This window comes from Streptomyces sp. Tu 2975 (assembly GCF_009832925.1).
GTDB lineage: Bacteria > Actinomycetota > Actinomycetes > Streptomycetales > Streptomycetaceae > Streptomyces.
Window position 1 is genome coordinate 1,012,117 of sequence record NZ_CP047140.1, and the last position, 14,810, is coordinate 1,026,926.

Here is a 14,810-nt window from a genome sequence, read left to right on the forward strand (position 1 = left end):
CTGAGAGCCATGACCCTAAAGTTGCGGGTCATGGCCTGTCCAGGTCGGCCGAGGCGCGTCGGTGCGCCCGCGGGTCACCGCTCGCGCGGTGTGCCCGCTGCCGGGGCCTCACGTCCGGATCCTGCGGTGCTCGATCCGGACGAGGACCCTGGAGCCCCTCGTTCGGATCACGCCGGGCCCGATCCGGACGAAAGACCCTAGAGCGCCGGGTGGGCGTTCTTCATGAGCTCCTGGAACTGCGCGGAGAACCAGTGGCCGGAGACCGGGGCACCGCCCAGCGCGCCGGACATGTTGTTCCCGTTGCGGGCGTTGCCCGTGTAGGTCGGGTCGCACATCCGGTCGAAGCCCTTGCCCTCGTCGTTCGGGATCTCCGAGCTGGAGCCGTCGGACTCACCCGGGGGCTTGACCCACAGGTAGGCGTCGATGCCCGCCTCGGGAGCCGCCTTCGGCCGCTCGCCGAGCCCTGCGCCTGCCTGGTTGCACCAGTTGCCGAGGTGGATCCGGCGGTCGAGCTTGCCGCCGTTGACATAGGTGTCGACGTTGGTCTGCGCCCCCGGTCCGGTGGGCCGGGCGGTGCCGCCCCAGCCGTTGCGGGAGGTGTCGATCAGCATGCCGATGTTGGAGGCGAAGCCGGCCTGGACCAGACGCTGGCGGAAGGCCTGGGCGTAGGAGAGCTCATCGACGTAGCGGTTCCAGTCGACCCACTTCGACTGGCGCACCGAGGTGCCGTTCACCGCGTCGTTGATCGTGAAGTGCGGCTCCTTCAGGGGGCCGTAGTTGGCGGTGTTGGTGATGAAGCCGGTGACGTACTCCAGCTTGCTGCCCTCGGCCTGGGCGGCCTGGGCGAACAGTTCGGCGGAGGGGCCGAAGTTGTCGTCCCAGCCCAGCCAGCCGTGGTGGCCGGCGTCGATGTAGTTGTAGACGTTGGGGATCGGGCCGAGCTTGGAGAGGGCGTAGCCGACGCCCTTGACGTAGTTGCCGTTCGCCTTCATCACGTCGCACTGCGGGGTGGCGGTGGGCCGGCTGCCCGCGTTGGTGACGAGGTTGGGCAGCGAGTCGATCTCGATGACGGTGGTGATGCGCAGGCTCGCGTACTTCGGGTCGGAGACGGCGGCAGCGATCGGGTCGATGAACTCGCTCTTGTAGCGCGGAAGTTCCTCGGGACCGAGCTCACCGTTGGAGGCGAGGGCGGCGCAGTCGCGGCCGGGGAGGTCGTAGACGACGATGTTGATGGCCAGCGGGCTGCCGCCGGCCTGCTCGAGCGCCTCGTCGAGGTGGTCACGCAGACCCATCCCGCCGTTGACGCCTTCGATCGCCGCGATGCGGTCGAGCCACACGGAGGTCGAGGTGTCGGCGATGCGGCTGCCGCCCGGTTCGGCGGCCGCCTTCGCCGACCATTCGGGGTTGACGTACATCTTGGCGCCGACGAACGGGTTGTCGACCTTGTCACCGGCCGGGGGATCGGTCGGAGGGTCGGTCGGCGGGTCGGTGGGTGTGGTGCCGCCGTTGCAGGTCACACCGTTGACCGCGAAGGACGTCGGCGCGGTGTTGGTGCCGCTGTAGGAGAACTGTGCGCCCGGTGAGACGGTCGCGCCGCCGGCGAGGGACCGGTTCCAGTCGGCGCCCTTGACCGTGACGGTGCTGCCTGACTGCGACCAGGTGCCGTTCCAGCCGCTGCTGAGCTTCTGGTTGCCCGAGTAGGCGTATGTCAGCGTCCAGTTCTCGATCGCGGTGGTGCCGGTGTTCTTGACGTTGACGGTGGTCGTGAAGCCGGAGCCCCAGTCGCTGGTCTGATAGTCGACGCTACAGGCGATCGCCGCGGCGGCGGCGGGCGTCTGCATGAGAGTGACGGCGCCGGCGCCGGTGGCGAGAAGGCTGCAGGCGGCCAGCAGTGCGGTGCGCTTCCGTCGCAGCGGTGGTGCGGTGGCACGGCTCATGGTGTCGCGGCTCATGGGGTGACGTGTCCTCTCGTCGGCGATTCGGGAGTAGGGGCGTTGCGCTGGTCGAGCAGCTGTGTGCACACGGCTTCACAGTGGGAGCGCTCCCAGCCAAGTGACCGAAAACGGGGGACGGTTCTGTCCCGTCCCGGAGACTCTTGTCGGGGAAGCGTGAACCGTCGCAGCGCGATACCGCCCGGTGCGGGCAGGGCACCGGGCGGAGCAACGGCAAGGTGCGGGGGGTGACGCATGAGCGACTCCTTGCAGCTCGGACGCGCCGAAAACGACGTGTCCCGTGATGGAACCGCTCCCACTGGTTGCACCGGAGGCTAGCGCCGAACGACGGGTCAGAGAAGGGGACTTGGCAAATTTCTTGACGGAGCGCACTTCAGCACCCCGGTTTCTGTGACAACTCTTGACAGTCCTGCCCCACGACCTCACCGTGGGAGCGCTCCCACTGGTTCAAGGCTTGTGCTCAGCGTGCCCGTGCTCAACTCCCCGAGCCGCTAGGAGAGTCACCCCCATGTCTCCACCAGGAAGACGGCGCCCAGTGAGGCGCGTACTGACGGCGCTGGCCGCCGTCCTCTCGCTCCCCCTGACCCTGACCGCGACCGGTACCTCGCCGGCCCACGCCGCCGCTGTGCAGTGCAGCGTCGACTACCGGACCAGTGACTGGGGTTCCGGCTTCACCACCGACCTCACCATCACCAACCGCGGTTCCGACGTGATCGACGACTGGACCCTGACGTACGCCTACTCCGGGAACCAGAAGCTCAGCAACGGATGGAACGGCACCTGGTCGCAGTCCGGCAGCGACATCACGGTCAAGGCGCCCGCCTGGAGCCGGTCGATCGCCGCCGGTGCCGCCGTCAGCACCGGCGCCCAGTTCTCCTACAGCGGCGCCTACGCCGCGCCCACCTCCTTCGCCGTCAACGGCACCCCCTGCACCGGCGCCCACCAGCCGCCGATCGCCGTGCTCACCAGCCCGGCAGCCGGGGCGGTCTTCTCCGCGGGCGACTCGATCCCGCTGGCCGCGACGGCCGCCGCCGCCGACGGCGCGAGTGTCACCAAGGTCGAGTTCTACAGCGACACGACCCTGCTGGGCACGGACACCAGCTCGCCGTACACGTTCAGCGCCGGCGGCCTCGCGGCCGGCGACTACTCGCTCTACGCGAAGGCGTACGACAGCCAGAGCGCCTCGGCCGAGTCCACCCCGGTCGGCATCACCGTGGCCACCGGTCCCGCACTGGTCACCTCACCCACGCAACTCGGTGTCCAGCAAGGCGGATCAGGCACGTTCGACGTCAAGCTGTCCACCCGGCCGTCCTCGAACGTCACGGTCTCCGTGGCCCGCTCGGCGGGCAACACCGGACTGAGCGTGAGCAGCGGCGGCAGCCTCACCTTCACCCCGTCGAACTGGAACACGGCACAGAAGGTGACCATCGCCGCCGACAGCGAGGGAACCGGCGCGGCCACCTTCAGGGTGACCGCCCCCGGCCACACGGCGGCCGAGGTGACGGTAACTCAACTGGGCGGCTCGAAGGAGTACGACGGGCGCTTCCTCGAGCTGTACGGGAAGATCACCGACCCGGCCAACGGCTACTTCTCCCCCGAGGGCATCCCGTACCACTCCGTCGAGACGCTGATCGTCGAGGCCCCCGACCACGGGCACGAGACGACGTCGGAGGCGTACAGCTACCTGATCTGGCTCCAGGCCATGTACGGCCGGATCAGCGGTGACTGGACGAAGTTCAACGGCGCCTGGGAGATCATGGAGAAGTACATGATCCCCACGCACGCCGACCAGGCCACCGGCTCCTACTACGACCCGAACAAACCGGCGACCTACGCTCCGGAGCACGACCAGCCCTCCCAGTACCCGGCCGAGCTCCAGCCCTCCGTGACCTCCGGCAAGGACCCGATCGCGGCCGAGCTGAAGAGCGCGTACGGCACGGACGACGTCTACGGCATGCACTGGCTCCAGGACGTCGACAACGTCTACGGGTACGGCAACGAGCCCGGCAAGTGCGAGGCCGGGCCGAGCGCGACGGGCCCCTCGTACATCAACACCTTCCAGCGCGGCCCGCAGGAATCGGTGTGGGAGACGGTGCCGCAGCCGACCTGTGACCGGTTCGCCTACGGCGGCCCCAACGGCTACCTGGACCTGTTCACCAAGGACGCGTCCTACGCCAGGCAGTGGAAGTACACCAACGCCCCGGACGCGGACGCCCGCGCCGTGCAGGCCGCCTACTGGGCCGACCTGTGGGCCAAGGAGCAGGGCAAGGGCTCCCAGGTCTCCGGAACGGTGGCCAAGGCCGCCAAGATGGGCGACTACCTGCGCTACGCCATGTTCGACAAGTACTTCAAGAAGGTCGGCAACTGCGTGGGTCCGACGACCTGCCCGGCCGGCACCGGCAAGGACAGCTCGCACTACCTGCTGTCCTGGTACTACGCCTGGGGCGGCGCGACCGACTCCTCGGCGGGCTGGGCGTGGCGCATCGGCTCCAGTCACGCGCACGGCGGTTACCAGAACCCGCTCGCGGCCTACGCGCTCAGCGCCTACGCCCCGCTGAAGCCCAAGTCGGCGACGGCGCAGGCCGACTGGGCGAAGAGCCTGGACCGGCAGATCGAGTTCTACCGCTGGCTGCAGGCCGACGAGGGAGCCATCGCGGGCGGTGCGACGAACAGCGTCGGCGGCCGGTACGAGGCCCCGGCAGCCGGTACTCCCACCTTCTACGGGATGGCGTACGACGAGAAGCCGGTCTACCACGACCCGCCGTCGAACCAGTGGTTCGGCTTCCAGGCGTGGTCCATGGAGCGGGTCGCCGAGTACTACCAGCAGACGGGTGACGCTCAGGCGAAGGAGGTGCTCGACAAGTGGGTCGACTGGGCACTCTCCGAGACGACCGTCAACCCCGACGGCACGTTCCGGATCCCGTCCACGCTCCAGTGGTCCGGCAAGCCGGACACGTGGAACGCGGCGGACCCGGGCGCCAACGCCGGTCTGCACGTGACGGTGGCCGACTACACCCAGGACGTGGGTGTGGCCGGCGCGTACGCCAAGGTGCTGACCTACTACGCCGCACGGTCGGGCGACGCCGAGGCCAAGTCCGTGGCCAAGGCGCTGCTCGACGGGATGTGGGACCACCACCAGGACGCCCTCGGCGTTGCGGTGCCCGAGACGCGCACCGACTACAGCCGGTTCGACGACCCGGTGTACGTGCCCAGCGGCTGGACGGGCACGATGCCGAACGGCGACACGATCAACTCGTCGTCGACGTTCGCGTCGCTGCGCTCCTTCTACCAGGACGACCCCGCCTGGTCGAAGATCGAGAGTTACCTTGCGGGCGGCGCCGCGCCGGAGTTCACGTACCACCGCTTCTGGGCGCAGGCGGACATCGCCCTCGCCATGGGCGCGTATGCGGAGCTGCTCGAGTGAGACGCCACCGGTGAGCGCCCGCCCGCCGACGGGTCGTCGACGGGCGGGTCGCCACCGCACGGTCACCGGACCGGGCAGTCGTCGACGGCGGAGCCGGGCCGGGTTCCAGCGTGACGCCGGCTTGGCTCCGTCGTGCGGCAGGGTGGTCCGGCCCCACGGGGTCGGACCACCCTGCCGGCGTCCTGGGCGTTTCCGATGGCGGCGTCAGAAGTCGAAGAGTTCCGCGACTCGGGAGTCCGCAACGCAGTCGTTGGGGAAGGTTCGCTCGTACGAGACGCGGCGGCCCTCCCACACTCCGTCAGCGGTGAGGGTGACGGGAGCGTAGATCTGCGGGCAAGCGCGATCCGAGTCGTCGTTCAGGGTGAGCGCGGGCTGACCGTGAGCCCGTTCCAGGTCCGCGCATGCGGCCTCGGCGTCGGGGTGGGTCCCGCCGGCGGTCGGGTTGCACGTGAGGGTGACCGCCCGTTCGACAGTTGCTGTTGCCGCGCTCTCGCCCTGACCGACGGTGAGCACCATCGCGGAGGGCGGATACAGGCTGTGGGGCGTGCCGGCTGCGGCAGAGCCGGCTGTCAGAGCGAGGACGCCGGCGACCACGCCGGTGACGCAGGCGATGTTGGTTGCAGAGCGACGCATCAGAGTCTCCTTCTTCTCGGCTACGGAATTTCAGCGTTGCTCAGGAGCCGCGGAACATCACATCGGTGCCCTTCTCTTCGGACATCGGGGATGGAGGAACCTGGCCTGAAAGGGCGTTCCGGGCGCTACGGAGTTTGTGACGGTGCGTGTTTAGCGGCAGTTCGTCTGCGCGGGTCCTCGCCGAGCCGGTCGGCCTTACGGCCGCTAATGCGCCGTGACTTCTCGACCGAGACCGCACAGTTTTCCGGCCGATGCCGAAGCACGTTGATTGAAGCGGCACGGAAATCGGTTGATCCGCCTTTGGTCAAATCGTGCCTTTGGTCAAGCTGTCGGGTCACGGAGAGATTCGGGGCACCATCGGGCCGGTGAAGGAATGCCATGGCAGCGCCGGGAGAATTCGGGGCCTCACCGGCGCCGGAGCTGTGCCACGAGTTGCTGCCCGTGTACTTCGTACGGATCGACGCCCGGCCGGGGGAAGGTCCGGTCCCAACTGCCGTGTCGGGAAGACGGATCCGGCGCACCCGTCTGTTCACCGAGAGCGGTCGACAAACGCGGTGAACGAAGATCGTGCGAGCGGCAGACTGTGCCCATGAACGCATCGGATCCCAAGGCCGACCTTCACTTCTACCTCCAGTCCGCCCGTGACGCCCTGCTGTGGAAGCTCGAAGGGCTCTCCGAGTACGACGTCCGCCGCCCGCTGACGCCGACCGGGACCAACCTCCTGGGCATGGTCAAACACGCGGCCGGCGTGGAGCTGGGTTACCTCGGTGACACCTTCGGACGGCCCTCCGGCGAGCCGTTGCCCTGGCTGGAGGACGGTGCCGAGGCCAACGCGGACATGTGGGCCACCGCCGACGAGTCACGCGAGTACGTCGTGGAGCTCTACCACCGGGCGTGGGCGCACGCGGACGCGACGATCGACGCGCTGGCGCTGGACACCATCGGCAAGGTGCCGTGGTGGCCCAGAAAGAACGAGGTGACGCTGCATCATGCGGTCGTGCGCGTGATCGCCGATACGCACCGGCACGCCGGGCACGCCGACATCCTCCGGGAACTCATGGACGGTGCCGTCGGGATGAGCAAGAGCAACCGAGGCATGGCGTCCGGGGATCCGGCGTGGTGGGAGAACCATCGAAGCCGGCTGGAGCGCGCAGCCGAGGAGGCCGACCGCCGGGAGCGGGAGTCCCGGTGAGGGCGTAGGCACTTCGCCCTCGATCCTCGCCCGCGCGGCCGCGCACGGCCACCCGTCCCCGGCTGCCCAAAGGCGGGACCGGGTACGGCCCCCCGCCAGGGGCCGTACCCCGGCAGGGGCAGCCGCTCACGACCTTGCTGGGCACGTCGCCCGCCGAACCGCTGGGGCAGTTGCCCGCGGCGTCAGTGGGAGCCGGCCGGCCCGCGCCACATCCCCCACAGCGCCGGTCCGCCCCCCGGAAGGCGCAGTTCCTCACGCACGGTGAAGCCGAAGTGCTCGTAGAAGGCGAGGTTGGACGGTTCGAAGGACTCCAGATAAACAGGCAGACCCGCCGCGTCGGCTTCGGCCGGCCCTGAGCGCAGCAAGGCGGCTCCGTGTCCCTGGCCCTGGGCGGCCGGGTCGGCGCCGATCATCGCCATGTACCAGGGTTCCTGGGGTGTGTGCTTCGCGGCCGTCTCGACCGCGTCCCTGAACAGCGGGGCTCTGTCGCCGAGAACGGTCAGGAGTTGCTGGATGGTTTCCGCGTCGGGAACGGCCTTGGCCTGCGCCTTTGGCGGCACCCAGAAGGCGGCCGCCGCCTGGGTGTGCTCGCACACGCCGTGGCGCCCGTACTGCCGGGTGAAGGTAGCGCCGCTACGCCGAACATGTTAGCGTTGATTCCGCTGATCGCGAATACCACCCCACCTCCCGACAGGAGCGACACGATGACTGAGCAGAGCTCGACCCCCGCCCCCCGCCGCGTCGCGATCGTCACAGGTGGCTCCCGGGGCATAGGCCGCGAGAGCGCGGAGCGGCTGGCCTCGGACGGCTTCGCCGTCGTGATCAACTACGCCGGCAACCAGGCGGAGGCCGAGGCGACGGTCACCGCCGTCACCGCGGCGGGCGGGCAGGCCGTCGCCTTCCGCGCCGACGTGGCCGACGAGCAGGCGGTCGCCGCCCTCTTCGACCTCGCAGAGGAGACCTACGGCGGTGTGGACGTGGTCGTCCATGCGGCCGGCGTCATGACGCTGGCGCCGCTCGTCGACCTCGACCTGGACGCGCTGGACCGGATGCACCGCACCAACATCCGCGGCACGTTCGTCGTCGACCAGCAGGCGGCCCGCCGACTGCGCTCCGGCGGCGCCGTCATCAACTTCTCCACGTCCGTCCTGGGCCTCGCCCTCCCCGGCTACAGCGCGTACGCCGCCACCAAGGGCGCCGTCGAGGCCGTCACGCTGATCCTCGCCCGCGAGCTGCGGGGCCGGGACATCACGGTCAACGCTGTCGCCCCGGGACCGACCGCCACCGCGCTGTTCCTGGACGGCAAGGACGCCGAGACCATCGAGCGGATGTCGAAGATGAACCCGCTGGAGCGCCTCGGCACCCCCGCCGACATCGCCGAGGTCGTCTCCTTCCTCGCCGGCCCCGGCCGCTGGATCAACGGCCAGGTGCTGCGCGCCAACGGCGGCGCGATCTGAGCCCGTAGCGCCGGACAGCCACTCCCGGAGGCGTCCATATGCCAGGGTCGTGTCCTGAGCGAGACCGTCCTCGCCGGCCTGCCTCGACGGAGGTGACCTCCCTCGCCAGGGGGATAGCACCGCTACGCGGCTTGGTAGCGTCGCCGCCATGAGCACCCGTGACCGCATCCTCGAAGTCGCCGCCGACCTGGTCGCGGCCTCCCCCGACGGCGACATCTCCACCCGGGCAGTGTGCGAGGCGGCCCATGTGGGGGCCCCTGCCCTCTACCGGCACTTCGGGGACAAGGAGGGTCTGCTCTCGGCAGTCGTCGACCACGGTTTCGACACGTACCTGGCGACCAAGCGTGAGCACAGCCCCGGAGCCGACCCCGTCCAGGACCTGCGGGACGGCTGGGACACCCATGTGGCCTTCGCCCTGGCCAACCCCAACCTCTACCGGCTGATGAACTCCCCCGCCATGCGCACCCCGCCCGCCGCCGCCCTGGAGTCCCACCGGATCCTCACCCGTGACCTGGAACGCGCGGCGGCACTCGGCAAGCTGCGGCTCGCGCCGCGCGTGGCCGCGCAGATGATCATGGCGGCGAACGTGGGGGTGGCGCTGATGCTGGTGTCCCGCCCCACCACCTTCGAGGACGCGGACCTGTCCACCCGGGTCCGCGACGCCGTCCACGCCGCGATTCTCACCTCGGACGCCTACGCCGAAGCCACGTCGTCCGCCGGCCCGGCGGACGGGCGGAGCGGGGCCGGCATCCCCTCGACCGCGGCCACGCTCGACGCCCTGCTCGCCCACGCGCCGTCACCGGCGCTGACCGGCGCGGAGAGCGGTCTGCTGAGCGAGTGGCTGGGACGACTGTCCGACACCTCGTGAACCGGCGGAGCTTCTCCCCCGGCTCAGCACGCCGACGGCCCCGCCGACCGGCCGACCGGGGTCGGCACGTCAGCCGTCATGTCACCGGGCGCGGGGGCCGCCTGACGCCCCGGTGCGCCGTCCCGGCCGGGGCGGGCCCGTGGCGCCGGCCGGGGAGCGTGTCCTGGCCGCTCCTGGCGGCGACCATGTCCGCGAAGGCTCGGGCCAGCGGCGACAGGGCGTCCCACTTCCGTACGGCCCAGCCGGCCGAGAGGGCCGGGAGGTCGGGGATCGGGACGAAGCGCAGCGAAGGACGGGCGGAGCCGCTCCAGCCGGGCAGGGCGGGGACGACGGCGTGGCCGAGGCCGAGTTCGGCGAGGAGGATGGCGGTGTCCCAGTCGGCGACGCCGGTGTCCGAGGTGACGTGGACGCCCCATTCGGCGAAGGCGGCGTCGAGCCGGGCGCGCGACGTGGAGTTCCCGGGCAGCCGTATGTGGCGGATGCCGGCGAGATCCTGCGGTTCGATGCGGCTCCGGCCGGCGAGCGGGTCGTCCGCGTTGACGGCCAGCACCCAGGGCAGGTCGATCACCCGGCGCTGCTCGACGCCGCGCACGGGCGCGCCGATGGTGATCCATGCGAGGTCCAGGTCGTGGGCCGCGAGCGCGTCGAAGCAGCTGCGGCTGGAGTTCTCCGTCCGGAACTCCAGGCTGACCCGGGGGTGTCGGCGCCGGAACTCGACGACCGCCGCCGACATGAAGTGGCGCACGGTGGTGGCGCCGGTGGTGATGCGCACCGAGCCGCCGTCGCCGCATACGAGGTCCGCGAGGCGTCGTAGTGCGACGTCGAGGCCGGCGATGCCGTCGGCGGCGGCCGCCTGGAGGAGCCGGCCCGCCTGTGTGGGCACGACGCCGCGCGGATGCCGTTCCACCAGGTCGGTCCCGATCTCCCGCTCGAGCCGTTTCACATGCTGGCTGACGGCGGACTGGGTGCAGGACAGTTCGCGGGCGACAGCGCTGAGGCTGCCGGCGCGGCACACGGCGACGAAGACGCGCAGATCATCGAGAGTCATCAGGAAGCCAAGGTATTTCTTGGGAAGCTGCAAGGAAACCCTAGGATTGACTTGGGAGTTGAGTCTCGCGAGGATCTTCATGGATCCAAGGGCGGCAACCTGGACCGCGTGACGACGCGCTCCGGGTGCCGACCCGTCCGCCTGCGCCCGGCACCTCCGGACCCCGGTCCCGGGACCCCGGTCGAGCCGCCGTCAGTCGTGGCCCGGCGGGGTGGGAGACTGAGCGGCCGTGAAAGATACAGAGGGGGCGGACGAGACCGTGCGACTGCGACGGAAGCGCACAGGCCTGATGGGCCTGGCCGTGATGACGGTGCTGACGATGACGGCGACCACCGGCTGCGGCGCTCTGCTCCTGGAGGACAAGGGCCCGCTCCCGCCGCGCCATTCGGGTCCGCCGCTGCCCGCGGACACTGTGGTCTCTGACCTGACCGCGGCTCTCGAGGCCGAGGGCATCACGCTGGAACGGACGCCGCAGGATCTGATCCCGACCGAGTGCCACGAACGCTTGACGGGAGAGCACGAGTCGGCGACCGCGGACACGGCTCTGAAGGCCGGGTTCACGCGGGCGCGGTCGGACCACGGCTGGCAGGCCGGACATGCCGTGGGTGAGGGATGGATCAGCGTACGCAAGGGCAACTGGACGGCTGCGACGCTCCTTCCCAGCGCCGCGGGCGCGGACGCGTCCCCCACATCGATGATCGTCATCACGGTGATGTGCGACGGCGGCCGCTCGAAGTCGTCACCGGGAACGGACCCCTCGCGGCCCTCCCCCGCCGCTTCCTAGGCGTATCGGCGAGGATCGACGCCCACGGGGCCTGATCACGGCGGGTCCGGTCGCTCACGCGTCCCGACGCCGGGCCCCGGCCGGTCCTAGAACGATCGAGGGGCCGTTTCAGATCGCTCTGAAACGGCCCCTCGATTCACGACTCTCACGAGTCGGGACGACAGGATTTGAACCTGCGACCCCTTGACCCCCAGTCAAGTGCGCTACCAAGCTGCGCCACGTCCCGATGCGCGGTTCCGCCGGTTTCCCTGGCTGAGCGCGCAAGAGAACATTACCTCACTCTGCGGGGTCGTCGGACGCCCGGCCTGCGGCGGGTGGCATGTGGGCACACCGCCTGTCGACGACGGAGGCGTACGAGGGACAATTGCGGCATGGACAAGGCACGCAGGGACCGCGACGCCGAGGGCCGGGCGCGCAACGCCCGCCCCCGGGACGGGCTGGGGCGCCCCCTCCCCCATGGCGCGCCCGGCGTGGAACGCCAGCCGGAGGGTGTGCTGCGCACTCCCGCCGAGACACTCTCCGAGGCGCAGCGACTGCTCGACGCCGGGATGCCGTTCCATGCGCACGAGGTGTTCGAGGACGCCTGGAAGTCCGGCCCCGAGGACGAACGTGAGCTGTGGCGCGGCCTGGCCCAGCTCGCGGTGGGGCTCACCCACGCGGCGCGGGGCAACACGGCGGGCGGCGCCCGTCTGCTGCTGCGCGGCGCCGACCGGATCGCCGGCTTCCCCACGCCGCACGCCATCGACGTACCGGGGCTGACCGGCTGGGCCCGTGAGCTGGCGGACCGGCTGACCGGCCCGGTGGACCCGGCCGCGGAGGCGCCGCGGCTACGCCTCTAGCACGATCGCCTCGCGCCCGCGGGGGCCGCAGCAGGTCCGGGCCGCCGGGCGGTTCACCTCGCCGCCGAGTCGCTCAGAAGCCGCATGGCCGGGATGCCTGGGGCCGGGAACAGCACGTCGTCGAGGCTGCTGATGAGGAGTGCGGCACGCATGGCCCGAGTTGTGCCGGACACCCGTGACCGGCTCCTGAGATGGACGCCGACGTCGGCGGTCCCGGGCTCCTGCCCGTCCTTGGCCGGCCGGGCGAGCGAGCGCGGACCCTTCAACTCAGGCGCTCCGCACGGTCCGGGCGAGCCGGAGGCCGAGGTCGTCGATCGCGAACGTGGGATGGCTGCGGCGTCGTACGGAGGCTCCGCAGCCGCGCTCCGACTCGGCCCATCCGCCGCCGCGGAAGATGCGGTACGAGCCGTAGACCTCCTCGTCGTAAAGGTCCCAGCACCACTCCCACACGTTGCCCAGCATGTCGTGCAGGCCCCACGGGTTGGGCTTCTTGCCGCCGACGTCGTGGGGCCTGCCGTCGGAGTTGTCCGCGTACCAGGCGATGTCGTCGATCTCGCCGTAGCGGTAGCCGCTGGTGCCCGCCTTGCAGGCGTACTGCCACTCCGCCTCGGTCGGCAGCCGGTAGCCGTCCGAGGTCCGGTCCCATGCCACTTCACCGCTGCTCGCGTCGCGCGAGTAGGCCCGGCCGAGCCCGGCCCGGACCGACGCCTGGTTGCACAGTTCGATCGCGTCGAGCCAGCTGATGTTCGTCACGGGCGCGGCTCCGCTCGCGACCGGAAGGGCCACGACGGGAAGGGCCACGGGATCGGCAGTGGGTTCGGGCCGGAGGGCGGGATCTCCGGTGACGGCGCGGTGGAGGCTCGTGGTGACGGGATACGTGCCGAGCAGGAACGGATCGAGCTCGGTGCGCCAGCGGGCGCCGCGCCGGTCGTCGCGGAGTTCCACGACACCACCGGGCACAGGAGTCATCCAGGGGGCCGCCGGGTCGTCCGTGGGCAGGTGCACTCGGTGGACCTCTCGTTCGGGCGACTGCCGGGGCGTCGCCCGGTCCACGATACGGGGCGTCATCCAAGTCGCCCACGAGCGCGGCCAGTTGTATGCGCGTCAGAGCAGGCTCAGCAGCACGGCGGCGTGGCTGCGGTCCGGCTCCTTGGACGCTGTCAGCAGCGTCACCGGCCCTTCGGCTGCGGCGGTACGCAGGTTCTCCAGCGCCTCGGCGGCGGCGGGCTCGGCGAGCTCGGCCTCATAGCGTCGCCGGAACTCCTCGTACTCCCCGTCCGGCCCGTGGTACCAGCGCCGCAGCTCCGACGACGGCGTCAGCGCCTTGGGCCACTCGTCGACGTGGGCCGCGTCCTTGCTCAGGCCGCGCGGCCAGAGCCGGTCGACCAGGACCCGGAGGCCGTCGTCCGGACCGGGCTCTTCGTAGACCCTGCGGACCTTCGTCTTGCCACTTCCTCGTCGCATGCCCCCAGGGTCACAGGACCGGGCCGCCGGGGCGACCGATGGCCGGCCGGGCCGGCATCGGGCCCGGGCCGGTCCGTTGCCTTGTGTGCCACCCCTGCGGGGTGGGGCCGCCCGCCTGGTGGGTCGTGGTCCCGCAGGGTCGTGCCCTCGGGTCAGTGGACGTGGGCGGCGATGGTTCGCGCACAGGCCAGCGATTCGGTGTGCGTGGTGTCGACCTCCACGTCGTAGGTCACCCCTTGGTGAACCGCGTCCGCCTGCGAGGCGGCCATCCCCTGGACCCGGTCTCCTCGTGCGATCTCGCGGCCCGCGGCGACCGCACTCTCGCATCTGACGCCGACCCACAGCACGGCCAGTCCGCCCAGTGCCTTCTGCCACCGCCGCTGGGACGCCGCTCCGCCGAGGAAGACGTCGTCGACGATGATGCGCGCGCCGGCACCGGCCATCGCCACGATGCCCTCGGTCCAGGCCGCCTCCAGCGCCCGGAAGTCCGCGCCGACGCTCACTCGGCCGTCCGCCGCGACCTCGAGTCCCGCGTCCGACGACTGCATCTTCGCGGGCAGCGCGTCGACGAACGAGTCGACCCCGAAGGCCGGCCAGGGGTCGGGCAGTACGGCCTGGAGGCACCGTACGATCCCGGACTTACCCGAGCTGGAACCACCGTTGAGAATGATCATCCGAGTTGTCACCGCGCCACAATAGGGGCGCTTCCCCCGGACGCGAAACGAAATTCCGGTCACGAGCGGTCATGATCTCGCCGGTGTGTTCGAAGGCCCAGGCGCGGAGCGGAAGCCCGGGCGATCGCACCGCCGGACAGAACTGGCGGAGCAGGAAGACGCCGCCGCAGGCATCGAAGACGGCGGGGACGATCAGTCCATCGTCGGGTCCGGACACAGCCGGTCGTCGATCATGCGCTCCGTGTCTCCGAGCTCTGGCCACATGCAGGCATGCCGGCCAAGAGCATCGGGCCGACGCGAGGAAGAGACCGGCGGCGATCCGGCGAGCACACCGGTCGGCCATCCGGTCGATGGAGTGTCGCTCACGGATCCGAGCGCCCAGGCACGGAACGGGGGCCGCGGCGTCCGGGGAAGCGGCAGACCGTCGGGTGCTCACGTCCAGGAGGGCTGTCCGGCGGCAGTCCCCTCCTCGCCC

The 14,810-nt window shown here is 70.7% G+C and carries 12 protein-coding genes, 1 tRNA gene and 1 pseudogene; 6 read left to right on the top strand and 8 right to left on the bottom strand.

The window, feature by feature from the left end:
- Positions 1-197 precede the first annotated feature (197 nt).
- Positions 198-1,937, bottom strand: a complete 1,740-nt coding sequence (locus GLX30_RS04415) for a glycoside hydrolase family 6 protein (protein ID WP_159694859.1) — start codon at positions 1,935-1,937, stop codon at positions 198-200.
- A gap of 523 nt (positions 1,938-2,460) precedes the next feature.
- Here GLX30_RS04415 and GLX30_RS04420 point away from each other — a divergent pair.
- Positions 2,461-5,376: a glycoside hydrolase family 48 protein gene (locus GLX30_RS04420; protein WP_159683790.1), complete on the top strand. Its 2,916-nt coding sequence runs from the start codon at positions 2,461-2,463 to the stop codon at positions 5,374-5,376.
- 204 nt (positions 5,377-5,580) lie between these two features.
- On the opposite strand, the gene GLX30_RS04425 is transcribed toward GLX30_RS04420, so the two are convergent.
- Positions 5,581-6,009, bottom strand: a complete 429-nt coding sequence (locus GLX30_RS04425; protein ID WP_159683793.1) for a subtilase-type protease inhibitor — start codon at positions 6,007-6,009, stop codon at positions 5,581-5,583.
- A gap of 589 nt (positions 6,010-6,598) precedes the next feature.
- On the opposite strand from GLX30_RS04425, the gene GLX30_RS04430 reads away from it, so the two are divergent.
- Positions 6,599-7,201: a DinB family protein gene (locus GLX30_RS04430; RefSeq protein ID WP_159683795.1), complete on the top strand. Its 603-nt coding sequence runs from the start codon at positions 6,599-6,601 to the stop codon at positions 7,199-7,201.
- A 182-nt stretch (positions 7,202-7,383) separates the two neighbouring features.
- Here the strand turns inward: GLX30_RS04430 and GLX30_RS04435 are convergent.
- Positions 7,384-7,824: pseudogene (locus GLX30_RS04435) on the bottom strand (GNAT family N-acetyltransferase); the annotation flags it as partial.
- A gap of 81 nt (positions 7,825-7,905) precedes the next feature.
- On the opposite strand from GLX30_RS04435, the gene GLX30_RS04440 reads away from it, so the two are divergent.
- Entirely contained in the window at positions 7,906-8,658 is a 753-nt protein-coding gene (locus tag GLX30_RS04440) for an SDR family oxidoreductase (RefSeq protein ID WP_159683801.1), read from the top strand.
- A gap of 148 nt (positions 8,659-8,806) precedes the next feature.
- Positions 8,807-9,526 carry a TetR/AcrR family transcriptional regulator gene (locus tag GLX30_RS04445; RefSeq protein WP_159683803.1) on the top strand — a complete coding sequence of 240 codons (720 nt, stop codon included), beginning with the start codon at positions 8,807-8,809 and terminating at the stop codon, positions 9,524-9,526.
- A gap of 76 nt (positions 9,527-9,602) precedes the next feature.
- On the opposite strand, the gene GLX30_RS04450 is transcribed toward GLX30_RS04445, so the two are convergent.
- Positions 9,603-10,574, bottom strand: coding sequence for a LysR family transcriptional regulator (locus tag GLX30_RS04450; RefSeq protein ID WP_244258001.1), 972 nt, complete (start codon positions 10,572-10,574; stop codon positions 9,603-9,605).
- A gap of 229 nt (positions 10,575-10,803) precedes the next feature.
- Here GLX30_RS04450 and GLX30_RS04455 point away from each other — a divergent pair, with 229 nt between their 5' ends.
- Positions 10,804-11,358: a hypothetical protein gene (locus tag GLX30_RS04455; protein ID WP_159683806.1), complete on the top strand. Its 555-nt coding sequence runs from the start codon at positions 10,804-10,806 to the stop codon at positions 11,356-11,358.
- Positions 11,359-11,510: 152 nt separating this feature from the next.
- On the opposite strand, the gene GLX30_RS04460 is transcribed toward GLX30_RS04455, so the two are convergent.
- A tRNA-Pro gene (locus GLX30_RS04460) sits at positions 11,511-11,584 on the bottom strand.
- 145 nt (positions 11,585-11,729) lie between these two features.
- Here GLX30_RS04460 and GLX30_RS04465 point away from each other — a divergent pair.
- The gene (locus GLX30_RS04465) at positions 11,730-12,197 is read left to right on the top strand and encodes a DUF309 domain-containing protein (protein WP_159683809.1); all 468 of its coding nucleotides are present in this window, start codon (positions 11,730-11,732) and stop codon (positions 12,195-12,197) included.
- A 267-nt stretch (positions 12,198-12,464) separates the two neighbouring features.
- Here the strand turns inward: GLX30_RS04465 and GLX30_RS04470 are convergent, their stop codons facing one another.
- The 3 genes from GLX30_RS04470 to cpt form a co-directional block, all read right to left on the bottom strand.
- Positions 12,465-13,265: an SUMF1/EgtB/PvdO family nonheme iron enzyme gene (locus tag GLX30_RS04470; RefSeq protein WP_347879689.1), complete on the bottom strand. Its 801-nt coding sequence runs from the start codon at positions 13,263-13,265 to the stop codon at positions 12,465-12,467.
- A 36-nt stretch (positions 13,266-13,301) separates the two neighbouring features.
- Positions 13,302-13,661 (bottom strand): DUF488 family protein, encoded by a 360-nt coding sequence (locus GLX30_RS04475; protein ID WP_159683811.1) that lies wholly within the window; start codon positions 13,659-13,661, stop codon positions 13,302-13,304.
- Positions 13,662-13,813: 152 nt separating this feature from the next.
- Positions 13,814-14,347: a chloramphenicol phosphotransferase CPT gene (cpt, locus tag GLX30_RS04480; RefSeq protein ID WP_159683814.1), complete on the bottom strand. Its 534-nt coding sequence runs from the start codon at positions 14,345-14,347 to the stop codon at positions 13,814-13,816.
- Positions 14,348-14,810 lie beyond the last annotated feature (463 nt).